General features: G+C 44.2%; 12 protein-coding genes. 9 read left to right on the plus strand and 3 right to left on the minus strand.

Annotated elements, in window-relative coordinates:
- Positions 1 to 6 precede the first annotated feature (6 nt).
- From F6K63_RS01145 to F6K63_RS01170, 6 genes are all read left to right on the plus strand, one after another.
- Positions 7 to 3,045 (plus strand): methyl-accepting chemotaxis protein, encoded by a 3,039-nt coding sequence (locus F6K63_RS01145; RefSeq protein ID WP_287310432.1) that lies wholly within the window; start codon positions 7 to 9, stop codon positions 3,043 to 3,045.
- A gap of 96 nt (positions 3,046 to 3,141) precedes the next feature.
- Positions 3,142 to 6,918: a hybrid sensor histidine kinase/response regulator gene (locus F6K63_RS01150; protein ID WP_287310433.1), complete on the plus strand. Its 3,777-nt coding sequence runs from the start codon at positions 3,142 to 3,144 to the stop codon at positions 6,916 to 6,918.
- A gap of 286 nt (positions 6,919 to 7,204) precedes the next feature.
- Positions 7,205 to 7,714 carry a chemotaxis protein CheW gene (locus tag F6K63_RS01155; protein ID WP_008186485.1) on the plus strand — a complete coding sequence of 170 codons (510 nt, stop codon included), beginning with the start codon at positions 7,205 to 7,207 and terminating at the stop codon, positions 7,712 to 7,714.
- A 201-nt stretch (positions 7,715 to 7,915) separates the two neighbouring features.
- Positions 7,916 to 8,134 (plus strand): hypothetical protein, encoded by a 219-nt coding sequence (locus F6K63_RS01160; RefSeq protein ID WP_008186483.1) that lies wholly within the window; start codon positions 7,916 to 7,918, stop codon positions 8,132 to 8,134.
- A gap of 343 nt (positions 8,135 to 8,477) precedes the next feature.
- Positions 8,478 to 9,227 (plus strand): ABC transporter ATP-binding protein, encoded by a 750-nt coding sequence (locus tag F6K63_RS01165; RefSeq protein ID WP_008186482.1) that lies wholly within the window; start codon positions 8,478 to 8,480, stop codon positions 9,225 to 9,227.
- A gap of 265 nt (positions 9,228 to 9,492) precedes the next feature.
- Positions 9,493 to 10,707: a bifunctional sterol desaturase/short chain dehydrogenase gene (locus F6K63_RS01170; protein WP_044493842.1), complete on the plus strand. Its 1,215-nt coding sequence runs from the start codon at positions 9,493 to 9,495 to the stop codon at positions 10,705 to 10,707.
- Positions 10,708 to 10,746: 39 nt separating this feature from the next.
- Here F6K63_RS01170 and F6K63_RS01175 read toward each other — a convergent pair whose 3' ends face one another.
- Positions 10,747 to 11,145: a DM13 domain-containing protein gene (locus F6K63_RS01175; protein ID WP_008186477.1), complete on the minus strand. Its 399-nt coding sequence runs from the start codon at positions 11,143 to 11,145 to the stop codon at positions 10,747 to 10,749.
- Between the two features lie 147 nt (positions 11,146 to 11,292).
- Complete coding sequence (locus F6K63_RS01180) at positions 11,293 to 11,421, minus strand: hypothetical protein (RefSeq protein ID WP_267875718.1); 129 nt, start codon at positions 11,419 to 11,421, stop codon at positions 11,293 to 11,295.
- 708 nt (positions 11,422 to 12,129) lie between these two features.
- On the opposite strand from F6K63_RS01180, the gene F6K63_RS01185 reads away from it, so the two are divergent.
- Positions 12,130 to 14,310: a glycosyltransferase gene (locus F6K63_RS01185; protein WP_502708029.1), complete on the plus strand. Its 2,181-nt coding sequence runs from the start codon at positions 12,130 to 12,132 to the stop codon at positions 14,308 to 14,310.
- A gap of 130 nt (positions 14,311 to 14,440) precedes the next feature.
- Here F6K63_RS01185 and F6K63_RS01190 read toward each other — a convergent pair whose 3' ends face one another.
- Positions 14,441 to 14,677, minus strand: a complete 237-nt coding sequence (locus F6K63_RS01190; RefSeq protein ID WP_071106502.1) for a hypothetical protein — start codon at positions 14,675 to 14,677, stop codon at positions 14,441 to 14,443.
- A gap of 213 nt (positions 14,678 to 14,890) precedes the next feature.
- On the opposite strand from F6K63_RS01190, the gene F6K63_RS01195 reads away from it, so the two are divergent.
- Both F6K63_RS01195 and F6K63_RS01200 read left to right on the plus strand, forming a co-directional pair.
- Positions 14,891 to 15,328, plus strand: coding sequence for an SRPBCC family protein (locus F6K63_RS01195; RefSeq protein ID WP_287310436.1), 438 nt, complete (start codon positions 14,891 to 14,893; stop codon positions 15,326 to 15,328).
- A gap of 15 nt (positions 15,329 to 15,343) precedes the next feature.
- Positions 15,344 to 15,859 carry a cupin domain-containing protein gene (locus F6K63_RS01200; protein WP_071106500.1) on the plus strand — a complete coding sequence of 172 codons (516 nt, stop codon included), beginning with the start codon at positions 15,344 to 15,346 and terminating at the stop codon, positions 15,857 to 15,859.
- Positions 15,860 to 15,886 lie beyond the last annotated feature (27 nt).

The following is a 15,886-nucleotide window of genomic DNA, read 5'->3' on the forward strand; positions in this document are numbered from 1 at the left end:
TATTCCATGACTAAAATCCCTCCTCATAATAACTCCCTTAAGGATAACAATGGTCACCAGATTGATACTAATTATATTAAGTTATCAGATAAATTATCTGATAATTTTTCAGAAAATGGTGATAATGGCAGCTACCAAGCTTTGCTTCTGTCAACATTTACTCGGAAAACTAAACTGGGTAAATCACTGCTACTACCCCAATTAATCCAGTCAAAGGTTGCACCAGCCCACAAACTTCCATCTTTATTTTTTCAATGGTTTTATAACCTTCCTATACAAAGGAAGCAGCTTTTCGCCCTGTTGACGTCAGAAGTGATCTCCGTAGTTGGCTTAGCAGGTGTGGGGGCTTTTTTGATTGTTACAGGAGGTCGTGCTCAGTTAATCAACCAAGCCACATCAGAATTGGCGGTTATGGATATTATCTATAATATCAAAATTAATCAGATGGGGTTTGGCTTTCGGGGACAAACTCACAATAGCGCAATTATTCAAGCGGTTCAAACCCATGCTCAAGGCAAACCCTTAACCCCCGGGTTGTTCAAACAAGTGAAAGATATTCTCCAGCAAGAAATCCAGACTCGTAGGATTGAATATGCCACGTTGGTTGGAAAGGATCGGCGAATTATTGTCAATGCTAATGCTGATCGAACTGGGGAGTTTTTCGATCCCAACGACTTAGTCAGTCAGGTTCTGGAAAATCCTCAGCAAATTAAAACCAGTGAACTAGTCAGCTGGTCTGAGCTTGCTAAAGAGTCTCCCTTTCTACCTGCTGGGATTGTCCAGCAAAACAATCTCTTGATTCGCTACACCGTGACACCGATTAGAGCCACCGACACAGGAGCAGTTTTGGGAGTATTGGTTTCTGGGGATATTGTCAATGGCAAGCTGCCTATCGTCGAGGATACCCTAAAGTCTTTTGGGGGAGGTTATAGTGCGGTATATCTACGTCAAGCCGATGGTCAATTCGTCTTGGTAACTGCCTTAGATCAGGGTGAAAGTACCAATTTAGCAGAAGCTCAACCGAACGTCTTCTTGCCCGATACCCCTTTCCTGAATCAAGCGGTAACAGCTCAGGGTAATCCGATTACCAAACGCATCAATATAGGGAGACAAACCTATACAGTCGCTGCCAAGACGCTAAATAATTTTAGTGGTAAGCCAGTTGCCCTTTTGGTAAGGGGAACCTCAGAAGCTCAACTCAACTTCCTGCTCAGCAACAAGCTACTCCTACAGTTGGTAGTAGTCATCTTAGCTTTAACCGCTAATCTATTACTAGCTATTCTTCTAGGACGAGCCATTACTAAACCTATCCAGCAGCTACAAAACTTAGCCGAGCAATTTGCTCAAGGGTCACGCCAAGTCCGAAGCAATCTGATCACTAACGATGAGATCGGTAAGCTAGCTAGGACCTTTAATAAAATGGCTGAGAGTGTTACCAGTCAGGAAAACCTGGTACATCGAGAGGCAAATCGGACACAGGTCATTATTAACCTTGCTGCTACCCCCATGGACAAATCTCTCGACCTCAAAGCTCTTTTCCAAGAAGCGGTGGAAACAGCCCTCAATCAGTTAAATGCGGACCGGGTAGTTATCTACCGCCTGAATCCTGATGGTAGTGGCTACATTGGATTCGAGACAGTTCAACCCGGTTGGCCCAAAGCAATTGAAAATATGGTTGAGGATAGGATTGAGAAGAAAATTGAAGATGCTTGTATTCCACAGCAGTTGCTTGATGGCTACAAACATGGGCGTATCATTGCCACCAACAATGTCTTTGAAGCAGGTTTCCATCCTGACCACGAGAAGTTGATGGAACGATTGCAAATCAAAGCAAATTTAGTGACACCAATTGTCCACGGAGAAACACTTTACGGTTTACTTATTGCTCATCATTGTACCGCCCCACACCAGTGGCAAGAGTCTGAAATCAGTTTCCTGACGCAGTTATCTCTTCAGCTGGGCAATGTTATGGAGCGAGCCATGTCCTTAGAAAAAATGGAGGCAGCCCGCCAAGAAGCCGAAAACCTTGCTCAGGAACAGCGCCAGCTCAAAGAGGAGCTGCAAAAGCGTGCTCTAGAACTGTTGATGGAAGTAGAGCCAGTAAGTAAAGGAGACCTCACCATTCGAGCCCAGGTCACTGCCGATGAATTGGGAACTATTGCCGATTCCTACAATGCTACCATCGAAAGCTTGCGGAAACTTGTACTGCAAGTCCAACAGGCAACCAAGCAAGTCACTAGCACCACTACTCAAGATGAAGCAGCCATCCGAGAGCTATCCACAGAAGCTTTACGACAGGCGGAGGAAATTGCTAATGCTTTACAAAAAATTCATGACATGACAGTCTCAACTCGCTCTGTGGCTGCCAGTGCCTCTGAAGCCGAAGCCGCAGTCAAACAAGCAGCTCAGACGGTGGAAGCTGGGGATGCTGCTATGAACCTCACTGTGGAAGGTTTTATGGCGATTCGGGAAACTGTAGGCAGCACGGCTAAGAAGGTCAAACGTCTTGGGGAATCGTCCCAAAAGATTTCTAAGGTAGTCAACCTGATTAGTGGCTTTGCTGAGCAAACCAATATGTTAGCCCTCAATGCCGCTATTGAGGCGGCTCGTGCTGGGGAAGCTGGTCGAGGCTTTGCAGTAGTTGCTGATGAAGTACGAGCGTTGGCTCATCAATCGGCGGAGGCAACGGCGGAAATTGAAAAGCTGGTAGCAGACATTCAGGCGGAAACCAATGAGGTGGCAGCCGCTATGGAAGAGGGAACTGAGCAAGTGGTAGTTGGGACTCAACTGGTGGATGACACCAGGCAGAGTTTGAATCAAATTACTGCCGTAACGGTCAAGATCAATGAATTGGTCAAAGCAATTGCCATCACAGCTGTTGATCAAACCCAAGCAAGCGTTTCAGTTACTGAAACTATGACTGACGTAGCAGCGATCGCGAATAGAACATCCACAGAAGTCAGCCAAGTATCTAACTCGTTCAAAGAACTGCTAACAGTGGCTGAGGAACTGCAAGATAGTGTAGGCAAGTTCAAGGTGAGTTAGTGTCATTGTAGTTATTAGTTATGTTGTTAATGACCAATGACCAATGACCAATGACCAATTTGCAATTTTCTCTTGACCAATGACCAATGAAGAACCATGGCAACTCACTCTGAGATCCAAGACCAAGCCTATCAGTTTTTTATCGAAGAGGCACCAGAGCTGTTGCAACTGATCGAGACAGGTTTACTGAATCTCCAGCAAGAACGAAGCACGGCTAAAATCCACGATTTAATGCGAGCCGCTCACTCCATTAAGGGAGGTGCTGCCAGTGTTGGGCTAGAGGCAATTAAAACCTTGGCTCATCGTCTCGAAGATATCTTCAAGGCTTTCTACAGCGACGAGGTACAACTTGATACTGAGCTAGAAAGCTTGCTGCTCAAAGCTTATGACTGCCTCCGGAACCCCCTCATCCAGCAAATTCAGGAAGGCTATTTTGACCCAGAGCAAGCGCTAGCCAGTGCTCAATCCACTTATGCCCAGATTGAAGAACGACTCGGTGATGCCCTTACACAGGTTGATAACTACATTCCTAGTTCCGGTGACTTAGGTATTGATATTGTATCTTCTATTTTTGAGGTTGATGTGGCTCAGGGACTAGAACGTCTTGCTGCGGTTTTAGCCAATCCCCAAAATTATGAGGTCGTGGGGGAATTAAAGGCACAAGCAGAGGTATTTGCTGGCTTTGCCGAGTTACTGAACTTGTCCGGATTTGGCGCGATTGCCCAAACGGCTATAGCGGCAGTAGAGCAAAATCCCCACCAAGTCCTGAAAATTATTGAACTGGCCCTAGCTGATTTTACAACAGGACGAGCTGCTGTACTAGCAGGCGATCGCACTCAAGGGGGAAATCCCTCGACTGCTCTAGTGGCTTTAACAGAAGCCCCTGCCGCTCCGACTAATGACATCACAAATAGTCTAAATACCACCTCTGAATTTGAAGATATCTTTAGTGACTTTAACCTAGGCGAAGCAACCAATGCCTTTGATGACTTTACCTTATCCGAGCAAACCGCTACCGAACCATCCCAACTCAATCCACTAGGTGAAGAGACTTTCGAGACCTCACCCACCCTTGCCGATCAGGAAACTGACCTAGATCAAGCAACTGTTGACCCACCATCTTGGAAGGTTACCGACTCAGCTGATGTTACTGATATTTTTAGTAACTTTAACCAAGATCAACAGACCTTACTCTTTGAAGACGTTGCTCTAGGCCAGGAAACCACTGGCCAGCAGCCCCAAGTGAACCTGCCAGCTCAGGAAGTTCCTCTGAGCGCACCGATTGTTGCTGATCTCAGAACTAGTGACTTGGGGCAAGCAAGTCTTGACCTACCATCTGATCAATCTACACCTTCAGAGGATCAAGTTAACCCAGTCCAAGAGGAAGAAGCATCTTTCCCAGAGGAAACCATTTCCCCGACCGCAGAAACTGTTCAACGCTCGGAGCAAGACCTGAGTAACTCTAAGGCTGACCCTACCCCAGGATCTAAACCAGTAGCGAACTCGCCCAATCCATCAAGCACTGCTTCTGCTCCCCGGAAGAACTCATCCCTAGAGGTCCCAAAAACCCTGGAAGCCGCAGTGGAAAAGATTGAACAAATCTTTGAAAGCCTGCCACCGCTCCAGGATATGCCTGCTTCAGATGTTCCATCACCACCAACGCTACCAGCAGCGGCATTCCTAGCCAATGAATTAGCTATTAACCCATCCACTCAATCGGGTAAATCCCAGCAGCATCAACCTATTCAACCTAATCGAGCTACTTCTAAGCCGTCAGAGCATCCCAGCCAAAGTCCAACCTCTATTTCCCCTGAGAGTTCAGTCCGGGTTAACTTAAAGCGACTAGAACGGATGAACAATCAGGTAGGGGAACTGGTGATCAACCGCAATAGTATTGGGCTGCAAAATGAACAATTACAAGGAGCAGTGCGGGAACTTACCCAAAGATTTGACCTTTGTCAAACCATTGTTAGTCAATTACAAGACTTATCTGATCAGAGTCTAGCGAGTGCCTCAAGTGCTGGATCAATGGTCTCAAATCCTAGCTTTGCCTCCCTTAGTAAGAATGAGTGGAATCAGCAAGGGACGAATTCTGTTGGTGAGCGAAACTTATCCCAGCAATCGGTAACGTGGTCAGGCCAAAAGAGTCTAGAGAGTGAGTCAGACCCATTGAACAAACCCCTATTTGATTCCTTGGAAATGGATAGCTATAGCAACGTCCATGCTTTGATCCAAGGACTACAAGAAGAAATGATGCTGCTTAAAGAAGCCGTGGGGGATATAACCCTATTTGCCCAGCAGTCTGATCAGACCTTGGAACAACAGCGGCAAATGCTTTCTCAGCTACGAGACGAGCTGATGTGGGCGCGGATGTTGCCTCTGGGTCAAGTACTCAACCGCTTTCCCCGGGCTTTACGGGATCTTTCTACCCAACACCACAAGCCAGCCAAACTCAAGCTTAGTGGTACAGGAGTTTTGGTGGATAGAGCAGTCCTGGAAAAACTTTATGACCCCTTACTACATTTACTCCGGAATGCTTTTGATCATGGCATTGAATCCCCTCAAATTCGGCGGAAACGAGGTAAATCAGAGCAAGGACAAATTGAAATTCGGGCTTACCATAAAGGCAATCAAACCATCATTCAAGTCAAGGATGACGGTGAAGGTCTCAATATTGAACGCATTCGTAACCAAGTATTGGTCAAGGGATTGTTGTCAGCCAAACAAATTGCTAAAGCTCCCCCATCCCGCCTGTTAAAGATGATTTTTGAGCCAGGATTTTCTACCGCAGCTAAAGTCAGTGAACTGTCTGGTAGGGGAGTAGGTTTAGATGTAGTACGCTCTCAAATTCGAGCTCTCAAAGGTAAAATCTCTGTTACCTCATCCCCAGGTAAGGGTACAACCTTTACCCTACGCCTGCCGTTAACTCTAACCATTGCTAAATTACTAATTGCTACAGTCGGCCCAATTGTTATCGCTTTACCGTCAGACAGTATTGAAGAAATTGTGGTTCCCAAGGGGGATCAGATGCAAAAATCTGGGACAAAACGGTTTTTGCTCTGGCGCGGACAAATGCTTCCCACTTATACCATGTCTGATCTTTTGGAATATAACTGTCCAGTCAGGGAAACCACTCCTAGCAAAGCTTTAGTCTATGTCCCCACTCCTGAAGATTGGGCATTACCTCTGGTAGTAATGCGTCGAGAGCAGCAGGCTTTTGCGTTAGAAATCGATCGCGTGATCACAGAGCAAGAGCTAGTGATTAAACCCTTTGGCAAAGCCCTTGCGGCTCCCAGTTATACCTATGGTTGTACCATCTTGGGGGATGGTAGTTTAATTCCGGTGATAGATGGTAACGCCCTGCTAGAGCAATTTTTAGCTCAAAGCCAGGAAGAGACTCAACCAAGAACCTTGTCCCATATCCTTGAAGCTACCACTAAGAAAAAGTCATCGGTTAACCGGACTCAAACTCCTGCTAAAACTGCTCCAATTCCCACAATTTTAATTGTGGATGATTCTACAGGTTTACGACGAACCTTGGCTATGACCTTGCAAAAAGCAGGTTACCGAGTGTTACAGGCTCGGGATGGACAGGAAGCCTTGGAACAATTGCGGCAAAGTTCCAAAGTGCAGATGATAATTTGTGATATTGAAATGCCGAATATGAACGGTTTTGAGTTTCTTGGTCAACGTCGCCAAGACCCTCAGTTATCAAAAATTCCTATAGCAATGCTTACCTCTCGTAGCAGTGAAAAACATCAGCGTTTAGCAATGCATTTGGGGGCTAACGCTTACTTTACTAAACCTTATATTGAACAATATTTTATTGGAAAAATCAAAAAAATTATTGAACAAAGTAAATCTGAAGTTTAAGTATTAATATATCAGCTAATGCGCTACGCGCAAGCTACTTGATGTGCTATCAGCCATTCCTAATCAGCCAGCAATTAGCAATTAGCTTCTTGAGGGGTGTCCACGACTAATCAGTTACTTGCAACCATATCCTTGAATTATCGGGCATCATTATACTTTTAATGCTAAGTTGACAAACTTAGTCTGGTGAGTTACTCCATTCAATTCCTATTGCTTCCAAATCCTGATCATAAGACTTGGAATCTTTCATCCTTCATACTTATTCTAACACTATGAATTGGACATCATGAAAAATAACTTAATTGACTCCCAGCCTAATGATACTCATCGATCGCCAAATCAGAAGGCTACATCATTCTTGAAATTAGTGGTCTTTAGAATAGACAGCATCAATTTCGCCTTTCCGATTGAGTGTGTCAACAAAGTAATTAATTATACAACTGTTTATAGCAGTGGACTCAATGATATTGGCATTGCCCATATCGATGATCAGGAAATTCCTATTATCGACTTGTATCGCCGGTTATTTAAATCTAGCCAAATCAGCACTTCTAACCCAGGACGTTTCCTGCTGATTGCTCAAAATACGAGGGGTGAAGGATTTGGTATCCCTGTACTCAAAACACCGAATTTGATAGAGGTTTCCGTGACTGATATTCGTACCCTACCAGAGTCTTTTCGTCAAGCTGATACCCTAGGAATTGCTAGTCATGTTGCGGTGATTCCCCAAGAAAATACATCTTTGACAGTCTTTTTGCTAGATGTTAATCAATTGCTTCCTTGGGTTTCTGAATAGGGAAAAGGTGAACAGGGAAAGGGAAAAGGGGTGAAGCATTGAGCAATCAGCTATGAGCTATCTTCGCCCCTAGCTTTATGGAATGGGAATAGTCCCAGTGGATGAGATTTCTGTTATACTTCAAATTATGTAATGGCTATCTGCCAGAATTAAAGGTTAAGCGGGAAGTCCCGCGCTCTATCCGTGCTTGATGAGCTTCCTATGGGAGAGCCTTTTTCTGGGAATTGTGCCAAGAAGTTGCTAGCATCAAAAACGCGCTTTGTCGATAACCAAGTCAAAAAACCTTGTTGCCAAAAAAACAACCAAGCAGAATCATCGGTCTTAGAAACTAGGACTGCTGCTGATGCCAGGAATATCAGACCTGGGTTTGGGCAACTAAATTTAGGCAATTCCTTGTTAAGTCGGAATCCAGTGCTTTAGCTTAAGCTCAGGGTCTGGTAGTTCACGGGTGTAGCTTCCACCTACGCTTCTATCTACGATGCATAGCACTGTTGCTTAGCACTATAAGGGTGAAGTAGAAGCAGTCGGAACAAGTATCCGACAAAACGCATCTAGAGATAAGATGTAGCATAGTAAGTCTTATCTCTAGCAGTAGGACTTATGGCGAGTCCCTCTGATGTGAAACAAAACGTTTCTATTCAGTGTAGCTCGCGGGTGCGCAGATCAACCTGCCAGAATCCCCTAGCTTTAGCGATGGGGAGTCGTCAATTTCCAGCAGTACGACCTAAGAGTCTAGTCAACTGGTGCTGCTAAAGTTTAATATATGGTGTTTCCCAAAAAACTGATTAAGGGCGGCTCTAAAGTATCTAAAGTTATAGATTTACCTAAGTATGGTATACGCTCCATTCTTGCTAAAGGGGTGCAGATGGACTTCCAGTCAGGACAAAACCGTGTTCAAGTCCTCAAAGGAATTGACTGGGAAGTCAAACGTGGTGATATCCAACTTTTAATGGGACCGTCTGGCTCTGGCAAGACTACCCTTTTGTCAATCTTGGCCGGATTACTGACCCCGACCTTGGGAAAAGTCTATTTACTGGGTCAAGAAATTACCGGTATGTCTAGAACTAAGCTGGCAGAGTTTCGACGAGAACACATTGGCTTTATTTTCCAACACTTCAACCTATTTCCAGCTCTGACAGCAGCAGAGAATGTGGAAGTTGTGCTAAACATTAAGGGAATTCGGGGGGTAAATGCTCGACAGCAGGCAAAAACGTTATTAGAGCAGGTTGGTTTAGAGGGGAAAGGACATCTTAGACCAAGTGACTTGTCAGGGGGACAGAAGCAACGGGTAGCGATCGCGCGGGCTTTAGCTAAAGAGCCACCGCTAATTATGGCAGATGAGCCAACGGCAGCCTTGGACTCTCACAGTGGTCATACAGTCATTGAGTTGCTGCGTCGTCTGGCTAAGGATAAAGGCTGCACAGTGCTGATGGTAACCCACGATCCTCGTATTATCGATGTAGCTGACCAAGTGTCTTATATGGAAGATGGTATGTTGAAGGTTGAAGGTTGAAGGTTGAAGGTTTAAGGTTGAAGGTTGAGGGTTGAGAATTGAAGGTTGAAGGTTGAGGGTTGAGAATTGAAGGTTGAGGGTTGAAGGTTGAAGGTTGAAGGTTGAAGGTTGAAAGTTGAGGGGTGAAAGTTGAGGGGTGAGGGGTGAGTGTTAATGATTCACCCTCAACATCTTAGTTTTATTTGTACCTACCTAATTATGATGTGAATGGGCAATTTGCCAACACGACAAATTACTGTTCACTCTAGGCATCATAATCATGTTTATGGTAAATTTCTGGCTAGCTATAGGGGTTTTGGGACTGGGTTCTATTCTGTGGGTAGAACTGGTGCGAGACTTCTATCACCTCCTGTCCCATCACTGGACACCTCTGTATCGCTTGCATGTGTGGCATCATCGGGTCTTCCGTCAGGATTTAACTGCTGTCAGTGATACCATTTATCGACAGGCGCACTGGCGTAATGATGTGCCAGAAGCGTTGGTTATGCTAATGTTAGGCTTGGTGGTATGGTGGTTGGCTTATACCTGGACACCAAATCTGCATTGGGCAGCTTTGGCTGGTTCTGTGTACACTATGGTATTTCTATTTGGTGCGATCGCTCGTGGCTATGGCATCAAGGGAGCCGATAAGTTGACTGATGGAACCCACCTTCCGGGTCCATTCCTCTGTCCTCCTTCCCCTTGGATGGTGAATCGCAGCTACCATTGGCGACATCACTTTGATAACCAAAAGGCTTACTATGGCGGCACATTGACTTTAGTAGACAAACTGATGGGGACAGCACTATCGCTCCAAGGAAAAACTATTGCAGTGACGGGAGCATCGGGAACTCTGGGACAGTCACTATTGTACCATCTCCAGCAACGGGGAGCAAAAGTGATTGCTCTGACCTCCCAAGAACAAACTGTTACTTTAAGTGTCAATGGTGAAAGCTTGCCAGTAAAAACCTTCACTTGGCAAGTGAGTAAAGAGTCAGAACTAGCCCCACATTTGGAAAATGTGGATATTCTAATTCTCAATCACGGCATCAATGTTCATCAAGAACGGACAGCCGATGCGATCGCAAAATCCTACGAGGTCAACACATTATCAAGTTGGCGGTTGCTAGAGATGTTTTTATCCACGGTTCGGACGAACCAAGATATTGCTCGCAAGGAAGTTTGGGTTAATACTTCGGAAGCGGAAGTTAATCCAGCTTTTAGTCCTTTGTATGAACTGAGCAAACGTACCCTAGGAGACCTAGTTACCCTGCGTCGTCTAGATGCTCCTTGTGTAGTACGTAAAGTAATCCTCGGACCATTTAAAAGTAATCTCAATCCAGTTGGGGTCATGTCAGCGGATTGGGTAGCCAAGCAAATCCTTAATCTAGCCACTCGTGATGTCCGTAACATCATTGTGACGATTAATCCTATAACCTATTTAGCGTTTCCAGTCAAGGAATTTTTTGTCAGCCTATACTATAGGCTGTTTAGTCATTAGTCCTTAGCAACTTGGGTTAATTATTATTAATTAGTGCTACTAATTACTAAGGGTGGCGTAGCCATTCGCGTAGCGTGGCCGAAAGGCCAAGGTGACGTTGAATTTACGGCACCATATGACTACAGAGCTAAAGTCCTCTGGATTAAGATCAGCAGGGATACGGTACCGTTGAGTGCCACTGACCTGCTGAAGACGACCAAGACTTTGATAATTTTCCTTACTGTAGGATTTGGGGACAGTTTGGCGGTGCAACAGCACCATTAAATCAGGTCCGTTATCGGTTTTAAAGGTTTCGTCAAACTTTAGGTAACGTTGTCCATTGTCTGTGACTAAACTTACCATGCCTTGAGTAGAATGGGCTGCTGTTACAAAATTTCCTGATCTACTTGTTGCCTGTGCCAGTGTTGCAGTTGGTTTAGCAGCTGGAGCACTGGACACATCAATCTTGGTTGTCGTAGATGTAGAGGTGGATGGTTTTTCCTGAACAGTACTCTGATTCCCAGGTACTCCTGCTACACAACCTACGCTTAAAAAGGCAGTAGCACCAAAGTAAGTATTCAGCTATCAGCTATCAGCTATCAGCTCTCAGCTTTTGAATAAGCGATGCAGAGGTGCGACCCGTGGCGAATTTAATTCGACGACTGTAAGCGCACCATTACGGTCTTGGGGAGGCAGTGCCGCCAAAGGGGGTTCCCCCCACTCGCGGTCTGCCATGGTTTCCCCCACTCGCGCTTGGGATCAAGACAACAAGTAAGCATTGGAATAATGCTGAGTGAAGTCCCAGGGTCGTTCGCACAGCGTGGCCAAACGCGCACGCGTGGCCGAAAGGCCAAGGCCAAAGCCTTTGCCAAAAAGCACCTCAAGTAGCGTGAGCCTTTAGCTGACGGCTGACGGCTGACGGCTGAATGCTTAGGCACCAAAGATCGCTAAATAGTGAAGTTTCATCAGATTATCTATCTCGTGGAAACATTACTCTATTTGCTATTATGTCTAGTCTTCGGTGGCAGTAGTCTGAGTTTTGGTTAAGAAATTTACTGAGTAATTCTAAACTCTAGCTCATTAAAAATTTTATCCATTAATATATCCCAAAATTGGTAAGTTAAGTAAATTTTAATATTTGGCTCAGGTTCTATTAATCTATTATCAATATCATCTAGATTAGTCACATACTATTTTATTAGTTTGGTTGAGTTTAAAATAACAAGTTATGAGACAGTAATGGCTGTAATAGTGTTGTAAAATTCAAGGGGCAAATAATTGCTATAACCTTTATAATACCACACTTTTTAATGTCCTATTCCCTATTCCCTGCCCACAGCGCTATACCTGTTTTTAGACATGACAGTTCCCAAAGTGAGCTACCCAAACTCTAGGTGTTCTTCTAACAAACAAGTTTTTAGGTTACGAGCCGCAACGGTCGTGATGCTGATTCTAGTTACTAGTTTTAGTGCGATCGCTTTAGCTTGGTTGACTGGTCAGGGGCAGATTACCCAGCTATTTGCTCAGCTGCATGTCTGGCAAAGAAACCCACCGATGTGGCTGGAAGCACCAATGGTGACTCAGCAGCACTACTTATTGCTACCAACGATTATTTTAATGGTTGTTGTCCTGGGGGTCACGAAAATCTCTCCCCGTCCTCGCACTTGGTCTAGAAATCTAGTGGTGGGGATTTTGCTAGCACTATTGGCACGATATCTGCTCTGGCGAATCTTCTCTACCCTGAATTTAGTGGATCCCCTTAATGGTTTCTTTAGCCTAGGATTATTTTTCCTGGAAATGTTGTTGCTAACCAGCAGTATTATCCAGCTATTTTTAATGTTAAGGGTCAAAAACCGTAGCGCTCAGGCTTCCCAGTTATCATTAGATGTTATTTCAGGAAGGTTTAATCCTTCTGTGGATATCTTAATCCCAACCTATAATGAACCCTGTTTTATCCTAAAGCGAACAATTATGGGTTGTCAAGGGATAGATTATGACAACAAAAAGGTTTATTTACTAGATGATACCAAACGTCAAAATGTCAAAGAGCTAGCTGCTGAATTGGGGTGTCACTATATCACTCGTCCAGATAATTCCTATGCCAAAGCCGGAAACTTAAACCATGCTATTTCAAAAACCTCAGGGGATTTAATTGTATTCTTCGATGCGGATTTTGTTCCGAATAAAAATTTTATGACTCGCACCGTAGGCTTTTTTAAAAAAAGTAATGTGGGATTAGTCCAAACTCCTCAAAGCTTTTATAACCCTGATCCGATTGCCTACAATTTAGGTTTAGAAGATGTGCTACTGCCAGAAGAAGAGGTATTTTATCGGCAACTTCAGCCCATAAGAGATGGTGCTGGCGGTGTCGTTTGTGCCGGAACGTCCTTTGTTGTGAAACGTGATATTATAGAAGCGGCTGGTGGTTTTGTAACCGATTCTTTGACTGAAGATTACTTTACTGGTATTCGGATAGCAGCAATGGGTTACCAGGTTATTTATTTAGATGAAAAACTTAGTGCTGGTTTAGCCGCAGAAAATATTGCTGCCCATGTAGCTCAACGATTGCGGTGGGCTCAAGGAACATTACAGGCATTTTTTATTGATGCCAACCCTCTAACTATTCCGGGGTTAAAACCGATCCAAAGACTGGCGCATTTAGACGGATTACTACATTGGTTTACCGGTTTATCTCGCTTCGGATTCCTGTTAATGCCTCTAGCTTATTCCTTTCTAGGGGTGATTCCCTTACAAGCAACCGCTGCTGAATTGTTGTATTTCTTGCTACCTTATTATCTGATACAGCTCACGGTTTTTTCCTGGTTAAACCTCCGTTCCCGGTCAGGGTTGTTCTCGGATATTTACTCATTGCCTTGGTGTATTCCTTTGAGCATGACAGTCATACAAGTCATGCTCAATCCCTTTGGCAAAGGATTTAAGGTAACACCCAAAGGCGTAAAACGCGATCGCTTTGTGTTTAACTCCAAGTTGGGATTACCTTTGATTATCCTATTTATCGCTACAGCAGTTAGCCTATGGCAGAATTTGAGTACTTCTATGATGTATTGGGGGAGTGGGATATCAGCTACTGACGCTCAGATGATTCAAGGTCTGAGTCTAGGTTGGATTTGGAGTATCTATAACCTGATCATGTTGGGTATTGCTTTATTGATTGTAGTGGATGTCCCTAATCGGGACCTTTACCAGTGGTTCAAGTTGCGCCGAGTGGTGCGGCTTGAGATCGGAAATCGCACTGTCTGGGGTATGACCACCAAGATTTCAGAAGTTGGTGCTCAAGTGGCTTTGACCGAGGTGGCTGATTTACGATTCGATACCGGAAACACTGCCACTGAACCGTTGCCAGTGACACTAGAGATGATCGAGGAAAAGCTAAAGTTGTCAGGAGTAGTTACTGAAATTGACAACAGTGGTGAGGAAGCTACTCTACGGATTATGTTTGACCCATTAACTCTCCAAGAGCATCGCACTTTGGTAGAGATGCTCTTTTGCCGTCCGGGTCGATGGCAGCGACGGGAAAGTCCATCAGAAATGCGATCGCTTTTACTGTTGTTTAAGATTTTGTTGAAACCGCGAGTACTATTTGATCGCCAAGGTAGGAGTTGAGAAACTTTCAACACTTTACCAGTGCCTATTTATCAGAATTCTGGCGGGGTGACCATAGTAGCTAGAATCATAGTAGCAGCGGTATTCGCATCTTATTTTGAAATCCTTACTGGATATGAGAATAATACGATCAGTATTTTTGCTTATTAATTTTGAACTCTTTGTTAGGTGCGCTTTCCGTTGGCGAATTAAATTCGCCAACGGAAAGCGCACCTCTTGATGCAGTGCGGTCTTGGGGTTTCCCCCCAAGACCGCACTGCATCGCTTCTGAGTAAGGCTTATAGAATTTAGATGCGTTTGCCCTGCCTGTTGGCAGGGCTGTTTCATTGGCAATCTGCGATCGCCTTTGGCGGGCTCTTCGAGCCATCGCGGCGACTGAGTATGGTATTATCTCAGAGGTCGGGTCTTTTGTCTTGTCTGATGGTTATTTACTCACTTGCGCCCTTGTGGGACCTGTCTAGGTCAGGAAGAAAAAAGACATGGAAACCTGACAAAAGTTGATGACTGTATCATTTAATGTTGTTAATTTTGTCCTAATTGTTGAATAATCGAGTAGATTAGTATAGAGAATATCGACAGAATGACTATAGTTTTTACAAGTGCTGTTATCAATACTAATATTGATAAAGTCTGGATGAAGATCAGAGATTTTAATGCTATGCCTAACTGGCATCCAGCTATTGCTAACAGTTACATAGAAAATGGTGAACCCAGCGATAAAGTTGGCTGTATTCGTAATTTTAATCTCAAAGAAGGGGGGAATATTCGAGAGAAGCTATTGGTTCTAAGCGACTTAGATTATTTATTTTCCTACTCAATTCTCGAATCCCCCATGCCATTAACGAACTATGTGGCAACATTTCAGCTTAAGCCAATCACAGATGGAGATCTAACTTATGCTGAATGGACAGCAATATTCGACTGTGACCCCCAAGACGAAAAGCATCTGATTAAGTTGATAGGTGATGGTGTTTTTCAGACAGGTTTCAACGCATTGAACCAGATATTTAATAAATAATGAAGAACCGTTAAAATGCCAGATGCACAGTATTGGATCGAGAAACTCAAACTCGATAAATTAGAAGAGATTGGCGGCTACTTTCGCTCACATCTTAAATCAGAAAAAACAGTCTCTCAGATAGCTGGTTCTGAAGGTGGCAATGAGCGTAGATTGTGGGAAGTCAATTATTACCTCCTGCAGAATAATGATGTTACAGCACTTCATCAACTCAAGCAAGATGAAATATGGCATTTTTACGCAGGTAACCCATTGGCTCTTCATATATTCCCCAATGATGGAAATTACCGGAAAATTAAGCTGGGTAGTAACTTGGACGCGGGTGAAGTTTTTCAGGCAGTTGCCCCACATGATACTTGGTTTGGGGCGACAATGCTTGAAGCCAATTCTTTTGCGCTAGTTGGTACTACTCTAGCGCCCGGTTGGCATCCAACCGATTCCACAAAACCTACTCCTAATCAGTTGGAAAAATTGATGGAAATTTATCCACAACATCAAGAGTTAATTAAGCGATTAACGCTGACTATATAGCTGTAATTTCTATTAAATAGAGTAACG

The organism is Moorena sp. SIO1G6 (assembly GCF_010672795.1).
GTDB classification, from domain to species: Bacteria; Cyanobacteriota; Cyanobacteriia; order Cyanobacteriales; family Coleofasciculaceae; genus Moorena; species Moorena producens.

Coding starts and splice junctions, on each gene's coding strand:
- F6K63_RS01145 (WP_287310432.1), top strand. CDS start 7: ATGACTAAAATCCCTCCTCATAATAACTCCCTTAAGGATAACAATGGT.
- F6K63_RS01150 (WP_287310433.1), top strand. CDS start 3,142: ATGGCAACTCACTCTGAGATCCAAGACCAAGCCTATCAGTTTTTTATC.
- F6K63_RS01155 (WP_008186485.1), top strand. CDS start 7,205: ATGAAAAATAACTTAATTGACTCCCAGCCTAATGATACTCATCGATCG.
- F6K63_RS01160 (WP_008186483.1), top strand. CDS start 7,916: ATGGGAGAGCCTTTTTCTGGGAATTGTGCCAAGAAGTTGCTAGCATCA.
- F6K63_RS01165 (WP_008186482.1), top strand. CDS start 8,478: ATGGTGTTTCCCAAAAAACTGATTAAGGGCGGCTCTAAAGTATCTAAA.
- F6K63_RS01170 (WP_044493842.1), top strand. CDS start 9,493: ATGGTAAATTTCTGGCTAGCTATAGGGGTTTTGGGACTGGGTTCTATT.
- F6K63_RS01180 (WP_267875718.1), bottom strand. CDS start 11,421: ATGGCAGACCGCGAGTGGGGGGAACCCCCTTTGGCGGCACTGCCTCCC.
- F6K63_RS01185 (WP_502708029.1), top strand. CDS start 12,130: ATGCTGATTCTAGTTACTAGTTTTAGTGCGATCGCTTTAGCTTGGTTG.
- F6K63_RS01190 (WP_071106502.1), bottom strand. CDS start 14,677: ATGGCTCGAAGAGCCCGCCAAAGGCGATCGCAGATTGCCAATGAAACA.
- F6K63_RS01195 (WP_287310436.1), top strand. CDS start 14,891: ATGACTATAGTTTTTACAAGTGCTGTTATCAATACTAATATTGATAAA.
- F6K63_RS01200 (WP_071106500.1), top strand. CDS start 15,344: ATGCCAGATGCACAGTATTGGATCGAGAAACTCAAACTCGATAAATTA.